This window comes from Bradyrhizobium sp. P5_C12, assembly GCF_054049735.1.
This window is the reverse complement of the sequence record NZ_JBFULU010000001.1, coordinates 233,250-247,252: the sequence shown is the minus strand read 5'-3', so window position 1 is coordinate 247,252 and position 14,003 is coordinate 233,250. Positions and strand designations below refer to the sequence as shown.

The 14,003-nt window shown below is 65.7% G+C and carries 10 protein-coding genes; 8 read left to right on the top strand and 2 right to left on the bottom strand.

What is annotated here, in order from left to right:
- Positions 1-152 precede the first annotated feature (152 nt).
- The 4 genes from ACXJMY_RS01145 to ACXJMY_RS01130 all read left to right on the top strand — a co-directional run bounded on the left by ACXJMY_RS01145 (position 153) and on the right by ACXJMY_RS01130 (position 4,887).
- Entirely contained in the window at positions 153-2,513 is a 2,361-nt protein-coding gene (locus tag ACXJMY_RS01145; protein ID WP_456617474.1) for an exopolysaccharide transport family protein, read from the top strand.
- Entirely contained in the window at positions 2,506-3,312 is an 807-nt protein-coding gene (locus tag ACXJMY_RS01140; RefSeq protein ID WP_456617473.1) for a WecB/TagA/CpsF family glycosyltransferase, read from the top strand. Before ACXJMY_RS01145 ends, ACXJMY_RS01140 begins: the two co-directional genes overlap by 8 nt.
- Positions 3,313-3,330: 18 nt before the next feature.
- Positions 3,331-4,323 carry a UDP-glucose 4-epimerase GalE gene (gene galE / locus ACXJMY_RS01135; RefSeq protein ID WP_456617472.1) on the top strand — a complete coding sequence of 331 codons (993 nt, stop codon included), beginning with the start codon at positions 3,331-3,333 and terminating at the stop codon, positions 4,321-4,323.
- Between the two features lie 222 nt (positions 4,324-4,545).
- Positions 4,546-4,887: a hypothetical protein gene (locus ACXJMY_RS01130; RefSeq protein ID WP_456617471.1), complete on the top strand. Its 342-nt coding sequence runs from the start codon at positions 4,546-4,548 to the stop codon at positions 4,885-4,887.
- Here ACXJMY_RS01130 and ACXJMY_RS01125 read toward each other — a convergent pair.
- Positions 4,861-8,976 carry a bifunctional diguanylate cyclase/phosphodiesterase gene (locus tag ACXJMY_RS01125; RefSeq protein WP_456617470.1) on the bottom strand — a complete coding sequence of 1,372 codons (4,116 nt, stop codon included), beginning with the start codon at positions 8,974-8,976 and terminating at the stop codon, positions 4,861-4,863. The two genes, ACXJMY_RS01130 and ACXJMY_RS01125, sit on opposite strands and share 27 nt — an antisense overlap.
- A 310-nt stretch (positions 8,977-9,286) precedes the next feature.
- On the opposite strand from ACXJMY_RS01125, the gene ACXJMY_RS01120 reads away from it, so the two are divergent.
- From ACXJMY_RS01120 to ACXJMY_RS01110, 3 genes are read left to right on the top strand one after another with little or no spacing between them, the layout of a single operon-like run.
- Positions 9,287-10,339, top strand: a complete 1,053-nt coding sequence (locus tag ACXJMY_RS01120; RefSeq protein ID WP_456617469.1) for an Ldh family oxidoreductase — start codon at positions 9,287-9,289, stop codon at positions 10,337-10,339.
- Positions 10,340-10,360: 21 nt separating this feature from the next.
- A complete protein-coding gene (locus tag ACXJMY_RS01115) occupies positions 10,361-11,728 on the top strand; it encodes an LLM class flavin-dependent oxidoreductase (protein ID WP_456617468.1) in 1,368 nt (455 codons plus the stop codon).
- Between the two features lie 15 nt (positions 11,729-11,743).
- The gene (locus ACXJMY_RS01110) at positions 11,744-12,529 is read left to right on the top strand and encodes a fumarylacetoacetate hydrolase family protein (protein WP_456617467.1); all 786 of its coding nucleotides are present in this window, start codon (positions 11,744-11,746) and stop codon (positions 12,527-12,529) included.
- A 1-nt stretch (position 12,530) separates the two neighbouring features.
- On the opposite strand, the gene ACXJMY_RS01105 is transcribed toward ACXJMY_RS01110, so the two are convergent.
- Complete coding sequence (locus ACXJMY_RS01105) at positions 12,531-13,451, bottom strand: LysR family transcriptional regulator (protein ID WP_456617466.1); 921 nt, start codon at positions 13,449-13,451, stop codon at positions 12,531-12,533.
- Positions 13,452-13,512: 61 nt separating this feature from the next.
- On the opposite strand from ACXJMY_RS01105, the gene ACXJMY_RS01100 reads away from it, so the two are divergent.
- The gene (locus ACXJMY_RS01100) at positions 13,513-13,983 is read left to right on the top strand and encodes a hypothetical protein (RefSeq protein ID WP_456617465.1); all 471 of its coding nucleotides are present in this window, start codon (positions 13,513-13,515) and stop codon (positions 13,981-13,983) included.
- Positions 13,984-14,003 lie beyond the last annotated feature (20 nt).

Sequence of the window (14,003 nt, the reverse complement as noted above, 5' to 3'; positions counted from 1 at the left end):
AAACGCTTTGTTTGCCATTTCGGTGAATAGTCCCTCAACGGGTATGGTTAATTTTCCCTGTTGCGTTGATTGGCCCCCTATATCCCGGGTGCGTGGCGTAGAGCGAAGAGTAACCCCTCAGCCCGCGGCAGTTGGAATGGAAGCTGGGGATCATGCTTGACTATAACCAGCCGATAGATCGGGGCAGACCGGAGGCCCCGCAACAGAGGCCGCCGACCGGCTTCAACGTACTGGAGCTCGYCAACCTGCTCTGGCGGCGCAAGATCGCGATTGCGGCGGCCGCCCTGCTTGGCGCAACGCTTGCGGTCACCATCGGCAAAAGCCTGACGCCCCGCTACACCGCCACCGCCCAGCTCTATGTCGACCCCCGCGAGCTTCAGCTCGTCGATCGCGAGCTCACGCCGCGCGCGCAGGACGTCTCCGGCATGTCCATGGTGGTCGAGAGCCAGGCGCGCCTGATCACGTCCAACAGCGTGCTGTTACAGCTGATCCAGCAAGCCAATCTCGACAAGGATCCGGAATTCGGCGGCGGCGACGCCAGGAGCCTGATGTCGTCGCTGATGGGCCTGATCGGCCTGCAACCGCGCGCGCCCTCTGCCGCGGACATCAAAGACGTACAGCTCTCGGCCCTCGACGCGCTGAACCGGCACATCACGATCCGCAAGACCGATAAGAGCTTCATTGTCGACATCGAGGTCTGGTCGACCGATCCGGCCAAGGCGGCGATGCTCGCCAACACGCTGACCAGCGCCTATCTCGCCGAGTCGCGCAACTCGCAGGCTTCGGCCGCACGGCGCGCCACCAGCGACCTGTCCGGCCGCCTGAAGGAGCTGCGCGAGCGGCTGCGCAACGCCGAGACGGCGCTTGCGACCTACAAGGCCCAAAACAATTTCGTCGGCACCCAGGACGCGCTGATCAGCGACCAGCAGCTCTCCGCGAGCAACCAGCGGCTTTCCGCGGCGCGCGCGGCGACGATGGACGCGCAGGCCCGGCTCGACCAGATCGAGGCGAGCCGGCGCACGGCGGCGGATGCCGGTGCGAATTCCGAGGCCCTGCAATCGCCGACCATCGCGAATCTGCGCGCGCAATATGCCGACGCCCGCAAGAAATTCGCGGAGCAGACCGGCGAGCTTGGCCCGCGCCATCCGGCGCTGCGCCAGACCGAGAAGCAGGTCGAGGATCTCAAGCGCACCATCAGCGAGGAGATCGATCGCTTCGCCCAGTCGGCCAAGAACGACCTGACCCGCGCCCGCGACTACGAGGCCTCGCTGAACCGGGCGCTGGAAGCGCAGAAGCGGCAGAGCGTGCAGCTCAGCCAGGCCGCCGTGCGCCTGCGCGAGCTCGAGCGCGAGGCCGATGCCAGCCGCGACGTCTATCAATCCTTCCTCAAGCGCTCGCGCGAGACCGAGGAGCAGGAGACGCTCAACACCTCGGCGGCCCGCGTCATCGGCGAGGCGACCGTGCCGCAGCGGCGCTCGTTCCCGCCGGCGATGAGCCTGTTCGCCATGATCGGCTTCGTCTTCGGCGCCATCGCCGCGTCAAGCTGGTTCGTCGCGGCCGAGCTGCTGCTCGCCGGCGCGCCCACGCCGGCCCGCCGTGAACGCACACCGGCGCCGCAGGCTCCCCGGACTCCAGAAACGTCGCGGCCTCCGGAGATTGCCCGGCCTCAACAGGTTTCGCGATCTCCGGAAGTTGCTCAGGCTCCACCAGAACTTGCCGCGCCACCGCTGCAACCCGCGATACCCGAAAGGCCCCTGATCGAAAAACCGCTGATCGCGCGTCTCCGGGAGGCCGACGTCATCCACACGCTCGGGGCCATTTTCGCCACCGGCGGCGGCGTCGACCTGACACGGCTGGGCTGGCCGACGCTGCGCCCCGGCTTCCCCCTGACGAGCCTGCTCAATGCCTGGCGCGACATGCGCGCAGCCGTGGCCCGGCGTGCCGGCGGCAAGGCAATGCCTGTCGTCGCGCTGCTCGGCACCGGCGAGACCACCGGGCGCAGCGTGACCGCGCTGAACTTCGCGCTCGCCGCCGCACGCGACGGCGCCCGCGTGCTGATGATCGATGCCGACCATCTGGCACATTCGCTCTCGAACAAGGTCAATCGTCCAGGCAAGAGCGAGCCAAGCGCGCGCGGCTGGCTCTCGATCGGCAGCAAGGCCGCGCGCGAGATCAAGACGATCAACGGCATCTCGGTGCTCCCGGCTGCCGAGAGCGACGCCGGCAAGGCTGCGGAAGCCATCCGCAAGGCGGTTGCGCAGGCGCGTTCCGCCGGCGGCTACGACCTCGTGATCCTCGACGGCCCGGCGATGCCGTTCTCGGCCGCCGGCCGCAAGCTGATCGATGGCGCCGATGCGCTGGTCGCAGTGCTACCGACCAGCCTCGACATCAACGACAGCATGGAAGAAATCCTGACCGCGCTCGGCGCCGCCGAGCGCAAGCTCGTCGGCGTCGTGCTCGACGAGCTCACCCCCGCAACCCAAGCGCGCCAGCGAGGCAGACAATATGCTTGAGCGCCGCGTCAATCTGGACGGACGGGCTGCAACCGCCGAAGTGCCGCGGGTCACCGTCGGCGGCCTTCGCATGGCCACGCTCGACCTGGAAGCGACCGCCGATTTCATGATCGAGGCGACCAATCCGGAGCATCGCATCGGCCGTCCGCTGTTCCTGACCTCGGCCAATGGCGAGGTGCTGGCACGCTGCTCGACCGAACCGCAGACCGAGCGCCTGTTCCGCGCCGCCGACCTCATCAATGCCGACGGCCAGCCGCTGGTGGCGGCCTCAAAACTGCAATCCTGGTTTCCGCTGCCGGAGCGGGTCGCGACCACCGACCTGTTCCATGTCGTCGCGCGCAAGGCGGAAGCTGCCGGCCGCACCTTCTACATGCTTGGCGCCAGCGAGGACGAGAACGCGGCAGCGGTCGAGAATGTCCAGCAGCTGTATCCCGACCTCAAGATCATCGGACGCAGCCACGGCTATCTCCGCGGCGACGCCCTGCGCGCGAAAGTCGAGGAGATCAACGCACTCGCACCGGATTATCTTTGGGTCGCGCTTGGCGTCCCCAACGAGCAGGCATTCGTCGAGGAATTCACGCCGCTCCTCACCAATGTCGGCGTCATCAAGACGTCCGGAGGCTTGTTCAACTTCTTGTCGGGCAGCCGGTCCCGCGCTCCGCAATGGATGCAGAAGATCGGGCTGGAGTGGGCCTGGCGCACCTGGCTCGAGCCGCGCCGCCTGTTCTGGCGCTACTTGACCACCAACCCCCGTGCGCTCTATCTCCTCTTCACCCGCAACCGGCCTTTCAATCGCTGAGAGACGTCGAGTAACGACATGACCGATCGACCGAGCGTCCTCGTCACCGGAGGCGCGGGCTATATCGGCTCGCATGCCTGCCGCGCGCTGGCCGCAGCCGGCTACCAGCCGGTCGTTTATGACAATCTCTCGACAGGTCATCGCAACTTCGTTGCCGGCCCGCTGGTGACAGGCGATCTGCTCGACGGCGCGGCGCTGGCGCGCGCCTTCGCCGATCACAAGGTCACGGCGGTGATGCACTTTGCGGCCGCGAGCCTTGTTGGCGAGTCCATGACCGACCCGCAGAAATACTACATCAACAATGTCCAGGGCACGCTGTCACTGCTGCAGGCGATGCGCAACGCAGGCTGCCAGCGTATCGTGTTCTCTTCGACCGGCGCCGTCTATGGCAACGCCGACTCCAGGGAGCTGGCGGAGGATTTTCCCTGCGCGCCGATCAACCCCTACGGCGCATCGAAATGGATGATCGAGCGCATGCTCGCGGATTACCGCGCAGCCTACGGCTTCGGCGCGTTCTGCCTGCGCTATTTCAACGCCAGCGGCGCCGATCCGGCCGGCGGCATCGGCGAGCTGCGTGACAACGAGACCCATCTCATTCCGCGCGCCATGATGGCCTTGCAGGGGCACGTCGACTTTGCGGTATTCGGCGACGACTATGACACGCCCGATGGCACCGCGATCCGCGACTACATCCATGTCACCGACCTCGCCGCGGCCCATGTCGCGGCGCTGAAACTGCTGGAACAGGGCCATGCCGGCGGCAGCTTCAATCTCGGCACCGGTTCCGGCTTTTCCGTGCGCGAGATCCTGACCGCCATCAGGCGGGAGACGGGGCGCGAGGTGCCTCACACCATCAAGCCGCGCCGCGCGGGCGATCCCACCTATCTGGTCGCCGACCCCTCCGCCGCGCGAAAAGTGCTGAACTTCGCGCCGCAGCACTCCGACCTGCCCACCGTGATCCGCACCGCCTGGGCCTGGCACCAGAAGGCGCATCCGCTTAGGTCGCGCTAGACAGCCGTATTGCGCCTTGCAGGCCAGGCCCCCGAGCGGCTAAAGAGACTATCACAGCCGGCGGCGGCAACTTTCCCGACCGCCGCATGTTGTTGTATGGCCGCCGACGGAAGCGGCACACGTGGCTCAGCCAGCAGTGCGGGCCGATTTTTCACAGCGAAGGCCACCATCGAGTCCGCGCATCGGCCTGCTTTCAGGCGCGGCCCAAGGAGCACGGAACGAATGCATCAGGCCGCAAGCCTGCAATTCGAGCGCGTGATGGACGAGCTCGTCCTCTGGCACGCCGTGCCGGAGGACGAACGATCGCCAGCGCCGGCCTGGTGGTGGGGACCGGCGATGGCGGTGTTCGACGCGCACGAGCCGATGCGACACGCCTGGTGTTGTGAGCTCGGCCTGGGCGACGACTCGAGCTTTGCCGAAGGTGCGCAGGTCCTTCTCACGCTGTTCGCCGAGCAAACCTCCCTTCCCTGGCCGGATGATTTTCCGCGCAAGACGGAGATCAAGGCGGACGACGTCCGCGAGCTGCACCCGCAGCCGTCAGACGACGGCGCGTTTCAGCCGTGACGCCACCGCATCGGCCGCGGCCAGGTCCGGCTCCGGCTGGAGCGGCGGCGCGACGGGCAGGAGCATCGGCCGCAGCAGCTCGGCCATCTGCCGCGCCGCCACGGGCTTGGAGATCAGGAAACCCTGCATCTCATCGCAACCATGGGTGCGCAGGAACGCCTCCTGCTCCGCGTTCTCGACGCCTTCGGCGACCACGGTCATGCCGAGCGCCTTGCCCATGCTGATGATCGCCTGCGCGATCGCCTGGTCTTCCGAATCCTGCGGCAGGTCGCGCACGAAGGAGCGGTCGATCTTGATGGTGTCGATCGGGAAATGCTTCATCAGCGACATCGACGAATAGCCGGTGCCGAAGTCGTCGATGGCGAGGCGAATGCCGCGGCTCTGGATGGCGTCGAGCACCTTCAGGGCGCGCCCGACGTTACGCATCATCATGCTCTCGGTGACCTCGAGCTGGAGCAGCACCGGCGACATGCCGGAGGCCGCAAGCGCCTCGTCGACGTCCTGCAACAGATGCTCGTCGGCAAACTGCCGCGGCGACAGGTTCACCGCCATCGACACCGGCAGCAGGCCGCGGCGCTGCCAGGCCATGGCCTGCGCGCAGGCCTCCCTCACCACCCAGCGGCCGATCGGCACGATCAGTCCGGTCTCCTCGGCGAGTGGAATGAACTGCGCCGGCGAGATGCTGCCGAGATCGGGATGCGTCCAGCGCAACAGCGCCTCGACGCCGGTGATCTGGCCGGTCTCCATGTCCACCTTGGGCTGATAGTTCAGCGACAACTGCTCGCGCTCCAGCGCCCGGCGCAGCGCGCTCTCGAGCGACAGCCGTTCGATCGACTGCGTCTTCACCTCCTTGGAGAAGAAGCGGTAGCCGTTCTTGCCGTCTTCCTTGGCGAGATACATCGCCATGTCGGCGTTCTTCGTCAGCGTCTGCGCGTCGGCCCCGTTGGCCGGATACATCGCGATGCCGATCGAGGCCGTGGTGTGGCATTCGTGGCCGGCGAGCTCCATGGGCTGGCCGAGCGCCGCCAGCAGGTCGGTTGCGATCCGCTGCACGTCGTCGATCTCGCCGCACTGGTCGAGGATCACCACGAATTCGTCGCCACCGAGCCGCGCCACCACGTCGCTTGCGCGCAGCGCGTTGCGCAGGCGGTCGGCGACCTCGAGCAGGAGCAGGTCGCCCGCCTCGTGGCCGAGCGAATCGTTGATGACCTTGAAGCGGTCGAGATCGATGAACAGCACCGCAAAACGATGGTCCAGGCGCTGCGCCGCGTCGATCGCCTCGCGCAGCAGCCCGTTGAAGGTCTCGCGGTTCGGCAGGTTGGTCAGGCTGTCGTGCGAGGCGAGGTACTCGATCCGCTCGTCCGCCTTGTTCTTCTCGTCGGCGCGATCGAAATTCTCCATCGCGAAGGAGACGTTGTCGGCGAGACGCTGCAACAGCTCGACGAACTCATCGGTGAAGGTGTCCTGTTCGGTCGACATGTAGATCATGACGCCGACGGGCTTGTCGTGCGCGATCAGCGGCAGCGCCGCGCCGGAGCGCGCGCCGTCGCCTTGCAGGACGGTATGGAACGCGCTCACACGACTGTCATTGACATAGTCGTTGCTGACACAGGGCTGCCTGGTGCGAAACGCCGTGCCGCTCATCCCGCGGCCTTCGGGTCGGTCGGCGTCGATGGAGAGACGGACGTTCCTTGTGGTCTCGGYGGATGGCCCCGCGGCCGCGACGATCTCGAGCTGATCGCTGTCGGCCCTAGCGAGCGCGATGGTCGTCGAGGTGAACTTGCCGCCATTGGACGCAGCCTGACACACCAGATCGAACAGCTCGGCGCGTGACTTCGCCCGCATGATCGCTTCGTTGGTGGCGCTCAGCGCCGCGAACATGCGCGTCAGGCGCTCTTTCTGCGCCTCGGTTCGGGAGCGTTCCTCGGCCCGATCGAAATTGTCGAGCGCAAAAGAGACGTTCTCCGCGAGGCGCCCCAGCAACTGGATGAGGTCAGGCGTGAACGTGCCTTCGTCCGGCGAAAGGAACAGAAGGATGCCGACGGCATCGGTGCCGTTTTTCAGCAGCGGGAAGCAGCCGCCGGATTTCGTCCCTTGATCCCGCGCGATTCGACGCCAGTGCGTCGCGCGAACGTCCGTGAGGAGCTCGTTCGCAACGCAAGGCGCCTTGGTGCGAAATGCAGTTCCGGCGAGCCCCCGTCCTTCGGGCTCGTCGGCGGACGTCGCGAACTGCCAGTTCTCGACGTGACTGCGGCATGCGCCCTTGGTGACGGCGATATCGAGATGGCGCCCCGTCGGGTCGACCATGGCGATGGTTGCGGACGTGAACGTGCCGCCGAGCACCGCCGCCTCGCAAACCGCTTCGAACAGTTCGGCACGCGTCTTCACGCGCATGATCGCTTCGTTGGTCGCGCTCAACGCTTCGAGCATGCCCCGAAGACGATTGCGCTGCATCTCTGCTTTCGCTTTTTCGTCCGAGCGATCGAAATTTTCAAGCGCGAACGCGACATTGGCCTGGAGGCGTTGCAGCAGCTCGACGAATTCTGGCGTGAACGCGCCGCGTTCCGGCGAGTTGAAGAGGAATACCCCTTCGACGCGCTTGCCGTTGAACAGCGGCAGCGCCGCGGAGGATCCGATGCCGTTACGGCGAGCGTTGGCCTGCCAGGGCTTGATCCGCTCGTCGGACAGAACGTCGTTGCTGACCGAGGGCTGGCGCGTGCGGAACGCGGTGCCGGTCAGTCCGCGCCCTTCGGGCACGTGGTCGGAGGTGGAGAACTTGAAGGTGCGAACCTGATCCGCGTTCGGCCCATAGCAGGCGACCACGCGCAGCAGCTCGGCATGATGGTCGACGAGCGCGATGGTGACCGAGGTGAACTTGGCGCCCTTCGCCGTCGCCTCGCAGACCAGATCGAACAGCTCGGCCCGCGACCGCGCCCGCAAGATCGCCTCGTTGGTGGCGCTCAGCGCCGCATACATGCGGGCGATGCGTTCTTCTTCCGCGGCGATCCTGGTCTTGTCGGCCTCACGGTCGAAATTCTCGATCGCGAACGAGACGTTCTCCGCCATGCGCAGCAGCAGCGCGACGACCTCCTCGTCCTTGGCCCACGACCTGCTGACGAAGGCCAACAGCACGCCGACGCTTTCGCCGTGCTTGATCAGCGGCGCGACCACGCAGGCGGCGACACCGGTGTTGACGTTGGCCTGCTCCCACGGCGTTCCCCGGGTCCGGCTGGCGAGATCTTCCTCGACGATGGCTTTCTGCGTCCGGAACACCTCGCCGGAGATGCCCTTGCCGTAGGGGTTTTCCGGATCGATCGAATAGCGCGCCTGGGTGACAAGCTCCAGATTCTGTCCCGTGGAGGCGACCGGCCTCATCCAGTGCGAATCAGGTTCGCGGAGCAGGACGATGGTCGCCAGCGACTTGCCGCTATGGACGGAGGCGTCGCACACGAGCTGGTAGAGCTCCTGCTCGGTCTTGGCGCGGAGAATGGCCTCGTTGGTGGCGCTGATGGCGCCGAACATGCGGTTGAGCCGCCGCGTCGCCCGCTCGCTGGTCTGCCGCGCGGTCTCGCGCGCGAAATTGTCCAGCGCGTAGGTGATGTTGGCCGACATGCGTTCGAACAGCGACACCATCTGCTCGTTCAGCGAGCCGGGCTCGCTGCGCGTCACGTACAGCACGCCGACGCTCTGTCCATTGCACAACAGCGGCAGCGCCGCCGCCGCACCGATATTGGCGCCGGCGGCGCCCTCGCGCCACGCCAGCGAGCGCGGATCGTTCAGATAATCGTTGCTGACGCAGAGCTTGCGGGTGCGAAACGCCTCCCCGCCGACGCCGGATCCTTCCGGCGTCCCGGCCTCCGTGGTGATCATGATCGCGCGCAGCCGGGCAACGTCGTCGCCGCARCCGGCCGCAAACCGCAGCCGTCGGCCGTCCGGCTCGGCCAGGAACACGGCGACCGCCATGAAGTCCCCGCTCGAAAACCCGGCGTCGCAGACCTTCTGGTACAGCTCGTCCGGCGATTTCGCGTACAGGATCGCTTCGTTGATGGCGCTCAACGCTGCAAAGGTGCGCGCGAGGGTCGTCTGCACGATCTCAACTCCCGGGCATTTCTGCCTAATTCTCCCGGGTGCTTTATGAACGGCCATCGCCTAAGTGGTCGTTATTGCGCGCCGCAAACCGTCGATCAAAGTGAACGAGCAGCGAATGAGCGGCCCAAAACTGTCCGGAATCCCGCCGCACGGGATGGCAGGTTCGACGAAAGGCGCGTTCGCTTTACGAATTTGCAGCCCTGTATTGGTTTACGGGAGATTGATATCGCACCTGTGCTTTGAGACGATGGCACCCAACAACCAGCGCCCGCCAAGAGCGATGACAAGGGCGATGACCTGAGGAAACGCCATGCCGATCGTCACGGCCGACCGCCTCACGCGCATCAGCGCCGCGCTGCTCCGCGCCGCCGGGGCCTCCGAGGAAGAGGCCGACGCCGTCGCGACCGGCTGCGTCAACGCCAACCTCGCCGGCCACGATTCCCACGGCGTGATTGCTGTTCCAACCTATATCGACCGCATCAAGGCCGGACACATCGTTCCTGGCGCGAAATGGACCATCGTCCAGGAATCACCGACCACGACCGTGATCGACGGCCATTGGGGTTTCGGCTTCCACGTCAACGCCAGGGCCATGGCGCTGACGATCGAGAAGGCGAAGACGGCGAACGTCGCCGCCTGCACCGTGTTTCGCCAGAGCCATGTCGGCCGCCTCGCCGCCTACCCGTTGATGGCGATGCGCGAAGGCATGATCGGCATTGCCACCGCCGATTCCGGCCGCTCCCCGAAACACGTGGCGCCGTTCGGCGGCAAGGAGGCGCGGCTCGGCACCAACCCGATCTCGATCGCGGTACCGTCCGACCTCGACGCGCCGTTCTATCTGGACATGGCGACCTCGGCGGTCGCGGCCGGCAAGATCCAGCTCGCGGTCGCCCGCGGCGAGGCGATTCCCAACGGCTGGATCATTGATGCCGAGGGGCGGCACACCACCGACCCGACCCAATACCGCAAGGGCGGCGCGCTGCTGCCGCTCGGCGGCACCGAGGGCTACAAGGGCAGCGGTCTCGCCGCCATGGTCGAGGTGCTCTGCGGCCTGCTCACCGGTCTCGGCTTCGGCGTCGAGCCGACCGGCCGGCACAATGATGGATGCTTCATGGCGGTGTTCAATGTCGCCGCATTCCGCCCGCTGCAGGAATTCAAGCGCGAGGTCGGCGAGTTCGCGCGCTATCTCAAATCGACGCCGCCGTCCGAAGGCAGCAAGGGCGTGTTCTATCCCGGCGAGATCGAGGGTCTGCGCGAGCAGCAGCGCCTGCGCGATGGCATCGAGATCGAGGACGCGACCTGGGAGAAGCTGCGCGCGCTGGCGCGCGAGTACAGGCTCGACACGGTGCTCGATCTGGCCTGACGGAATTTGGAGAACAGCAGCATGACGCGGCAGATGATACTGGTCGGCTTCCTCCAAGCGCAGAACTGCACCAATCTGCCGAGCTCCTGGCGACATCCGGACTCGCGCGCGGATTCGATGTCGGCGGACTACTACCAGGAGATCGCAAGAATCCTCGAAGCCGGCAAATTCCACATGGCGTTCTTCGACGACCGCCTGGCGATGCCGGACCGCTATGGCAACGACCACGCCCACACCGTGGAATACGGCATCCGCTGCGTGAAGATGGATCCGCTGATCGTGCTGACCACGATGGGCCTGGTCACCGACAAGCTCGGGTTGGGGGCGACCTGCTCGACCACCTATTACGAACCTTTCGACGTCGCCCGCCGCTTCGCCACGCTCGACCTGATGTCGGGCGGTCGTGCCGGCTGGAACGTCGTCACCTCGCTCAATGACGGCGAGGCGCTCAACATGGGCAAGGACTCCCATCCCGAGCACGACTCCCGCTACGACCGCGCCGACGAGTTCATGGAGGTCGTGCTCGGCCATTGGGACACCTGGGAGGACGGCGCGCTCATCATGGACAAGCAGAGCGGCCGCTTCGCCGATCCATCCAAGGTGAAGCGGCTCGACCACAAGGGTCCGACCTTCAAGTCGCGCGGACCATTCACGGTGCCGCGCTCGGACCAGGGCCATCCCGTGATCATCCAGGCCGGCGCGTCGGGCCGCGGCCAGCGCTTTGCCGGCCGATGGGGCGAGGTGATCTTCACTGCGGCCCGCAATCTCGCAAGCGCCAAGGAAGGCTATGCGGCCGTGCGCAACGAGGCCGCCAAGGCCGGCCGCGATCCGGACCAGATGTTCCTCTGCAACCTGACGACGCCGGTCTGCGCTGCGACCAGGTCTGAGGCCGAAGACAAGATGGCGCTGATCAACAAGCTTCCGCTCCAGATCGACGCGCTGTCGCTGCTGGCCGAAGCCCTCAACTACGATTTCGGCTCCAAGGATCTCGACGCGCCGCTGACGACGGAAGAGCTGAAGAGCATGCAGGGCATCCTCGGCATCCGCGACGGCGTGCTGAAGAATTCAGGCAAGAGCAACCCGAGCGCGCGCGACTTCGTCACCTTCTCCGGCCGTGGCCAGGTTCAGGACGCGATGGTCGGCGGCCCCAGGGAGATCGCGGACAGGCTGGAGGAAATGTTCGTCGAGCGCGGCTGCGACGGCTTCGTCATCGCCGCGACCTATGTGCCCGGCTCCTATGCCGATTTCGTCCGCCACGTCGTGCCGGAATTGCAGCGCCGCGGCTTGTTCCAGAAGGACTATCGCGGCAAGACGCTGCGAGAAAATCTCGGGCTGAAGCGGCCGGCCGCCGGCGCCTGGAAGGTGAAGCCGCGCGATGCTGCCGAATAACAACGAGGACACCACATGCGCTGGCTGAAATTCACCGCCTTGGACAAGACCTCCTGGGGGATCGTTGAAGGCGACAGGGTCATCGCAGTCGACGGCGATCCCTTCGGCGAATGGCAGCGCACCTCACGCACGCATCCGCTTAGCGACGTCAAGATCGAGCTGCCGCTGATCCCGCGCACCTTCTATTGCGTCGGCTTGAACTATCTGAAGCATTTGAAGGAGGCGGCGGACAAGCGCGGCGAGGTGCCGGCTGTCCCTGATAGACCCGAGATCGGCTATCGCGCCCAGAACGCGCTGATCGCGCATGACGAGGACGTCGTGATCCCGTCCTTTGCGACGGACAAGATCCACTACGAAGGCGAGCTCGTCGTCGTCATCGGCAAGAAGGTGAAGCATCTCACCACGCAGAATGCGATGGATTGCGTGTTCGGCTACACCATCGGCAACGACGTCAGCGAGCGCAGCTGGCAGAAAGCCGATCGCAGCCTGTGGCGCTCGAAGAACGCCGACACGTTCAAGCCGATGGGCCCGTGGATCGAGACCGAGGCCGATCTCGCGAAAATGGAGACCGTCGTCCGGGTCAACGGCAACGAGACCAACCGCTTCCACACCAACGACATGATCTTTGGCGTGGTGCCGTTCCTGGTCGAGTTGACCAAGTACTTTACGTTGTGGCCGGGCGACGTGATCTGGATGGGCACGGACGGCGCCTCGCCGGACATCAAGCATGGCGACGTCGTCGAGATCGACATCACCGGCATCGGCACGCTGCGGAACCGGTTTGTGCGGCAGGGACGTTAGATCAGATGGTGGCGCCTGAGCGGCCCTTCACATGGTCGATGAAGGCCCGCAGCTTCGGCATGATCTGCCGGTGGCCGGGATAGTACAGAAACACACCTGGCGTCATCGGCGCGAATTCCTCCAGCACCTGGACGAGCTTTCCCGTCGCCATGGCGCCGGTGGCCAGCGGTGCAGGCACTTGCGCAAGACCCACACCTTCGATGGCGGCGCCGAGCATCGTCGGAAAGTCATTGGCGATGAAAGGCCCCGAAACGACGATCTCGATCGAACGACCGCTGTCGTCGAGCGACCATGATGCGAGCGCGCCGTTCGATCGTCGCAATCTCAAGCATGCGTGCTCGCGCAGATCGTCCGGCCGTTCGGGCCGGCCGCGGCTGGCGAGGTAAGCCGGGCTGCCGACGATAATGAGGGGTAGCGGCTTCGTCAGGCGCACCGCGACCATATCGGGGGCGATGAACTGGCCCAACCTGATGCCGGCATCAAAACTTTCGGCTGCGAGGTCGACCAGCTCTTCGCTTGCGGCAAGCTCCACCTCAATCTCGGGAAACGCCCGGCAGAACGACGCGATCAGCGGCTCCAGCAGGATCGGCACGACCGAGCGCGGTACGGTGAGACGCAGGAGCCCGGCCGGTCGTTGTCCGAGCTCGCGCGCCGCACCGCTTGCGGCGACGAGCTCCTCGAAGGCAGGTCTTGCGCGCGCAAGGAATCTTTCGCCGGCTTCGGTCAAACCGACGCTGCGGGTCGTGCGGATGAAGAGTGCGGCGCCGACGCGCGCCTCGAGCGCGCGTACGGCCTGACTGATGGCCGACGGCGTCACCCCGAGTTCAGCGGCCGCTCGGCGGAAACTGCGGTGGTGGGCGACGCTCAGGAACGCCTCCACGCCATCGAGCGCGCCGTGCCTGACTGTGAAGTTCTGCTTCATAGCCCATCAACATTATCGCGAATAGTAACTCGCGGAAAGCGGTCTTAAATCCGAACTGCAAATGAGCCCGCACCGCCTGTGCGCCGACATTTGCAACATCGGGGCGGCCGCCGTGACCGGAGACATCAAGTCGATGAAGACAATCCGCAACGTCGTCCTGGCACTTACCCTCTCACTGACAGGTGCTGCTTCCATGGCCGATCCTTCATTTGCCCAATCACAGACCGCGTCGCCGACAACCGGGGTCATGGTCATCCTGACCGTCAAGGCGGGCGTTACCCGCGAACAGGTCATGGCCGTCATGCCCGACGAGATCAGGCAGACGGTTCAGCTCTATCTCAACGGAACGGTTCGCGAATGGTATTCGCGAGCCGATGGGCGCGGAGCCGTGTTCCTGCTGAATGTCACGGATGCTGCTGAGGGACACGCGATCATGGATGGCCTGCCGCTCGCCAGGCAAAAGCTCGTGGACCACGAATACATCGCAGTCGGTCCGCTCATGCCGCTCCGCCTGCTCATGACCAAACCCTGAGCGCCGGCCGACGTCGTACC

Bases quoted from the DNA above. Each gene is read 5' to 3' on its own strand.
- ACXJMY_RS01130 (WP_456617471.1), top strand. From the start codon at position 4,546: ATGCATCAGGCCGCAAGCCTGCAATTCGAGCGCGTGATGGACGAGCTC.
- ACXJMY_RS01140 (WP_456617473.1), top strand. From the start codon at position 2,506: ATGCTTGAGCGCCGCGTCAATCTGGACGGACGGGCTGCAACCGCCGAA.
- galE (WP_456617472.1), top strand. From the start codon at position 3,331: ATGACCGATCGACCGAGCGTCCTCGTCACCGGAGGCGCGGGCTATATC.
- ACXJMY_RS01120 (WP_456617469.1), top strand. From the start codon at position 9,287: ATGCCGATCGTCACGGCCGACCGCCTCACGCGCATCAGCGCCGCGCTG.
- ACXJMY_RS01100 (WP_456617465.1), top strand. From the start codon at position 13,513: ATGAGCCCGCACCGCCTGTGCGCCGACATTTGCAACATCGGGGCGGCC.
- ACXJMY_RS01105 (WP_456617466.1), bottom strand. From the start codon at position 13,451: ATGAAGCAGAACTTCACAGTCAGGCACGGCGCGCTCGATGGCGTGGAG.
- ACXJMY_RS01115 (WP_456617468.1), top strand. From the start codon at position 10,361: ATGACGCGGCAGATGATACTGGTCGGCTTCCTCCAAGCGCAGAACTGC.
- ACXJMY_RS01110 (WP_456617467.1), top strand. From the start codon at position 11,744: ATGCGCTGGCTGAAATTCACCGCCTTGGACAAGACCTCCTGGGGGATC.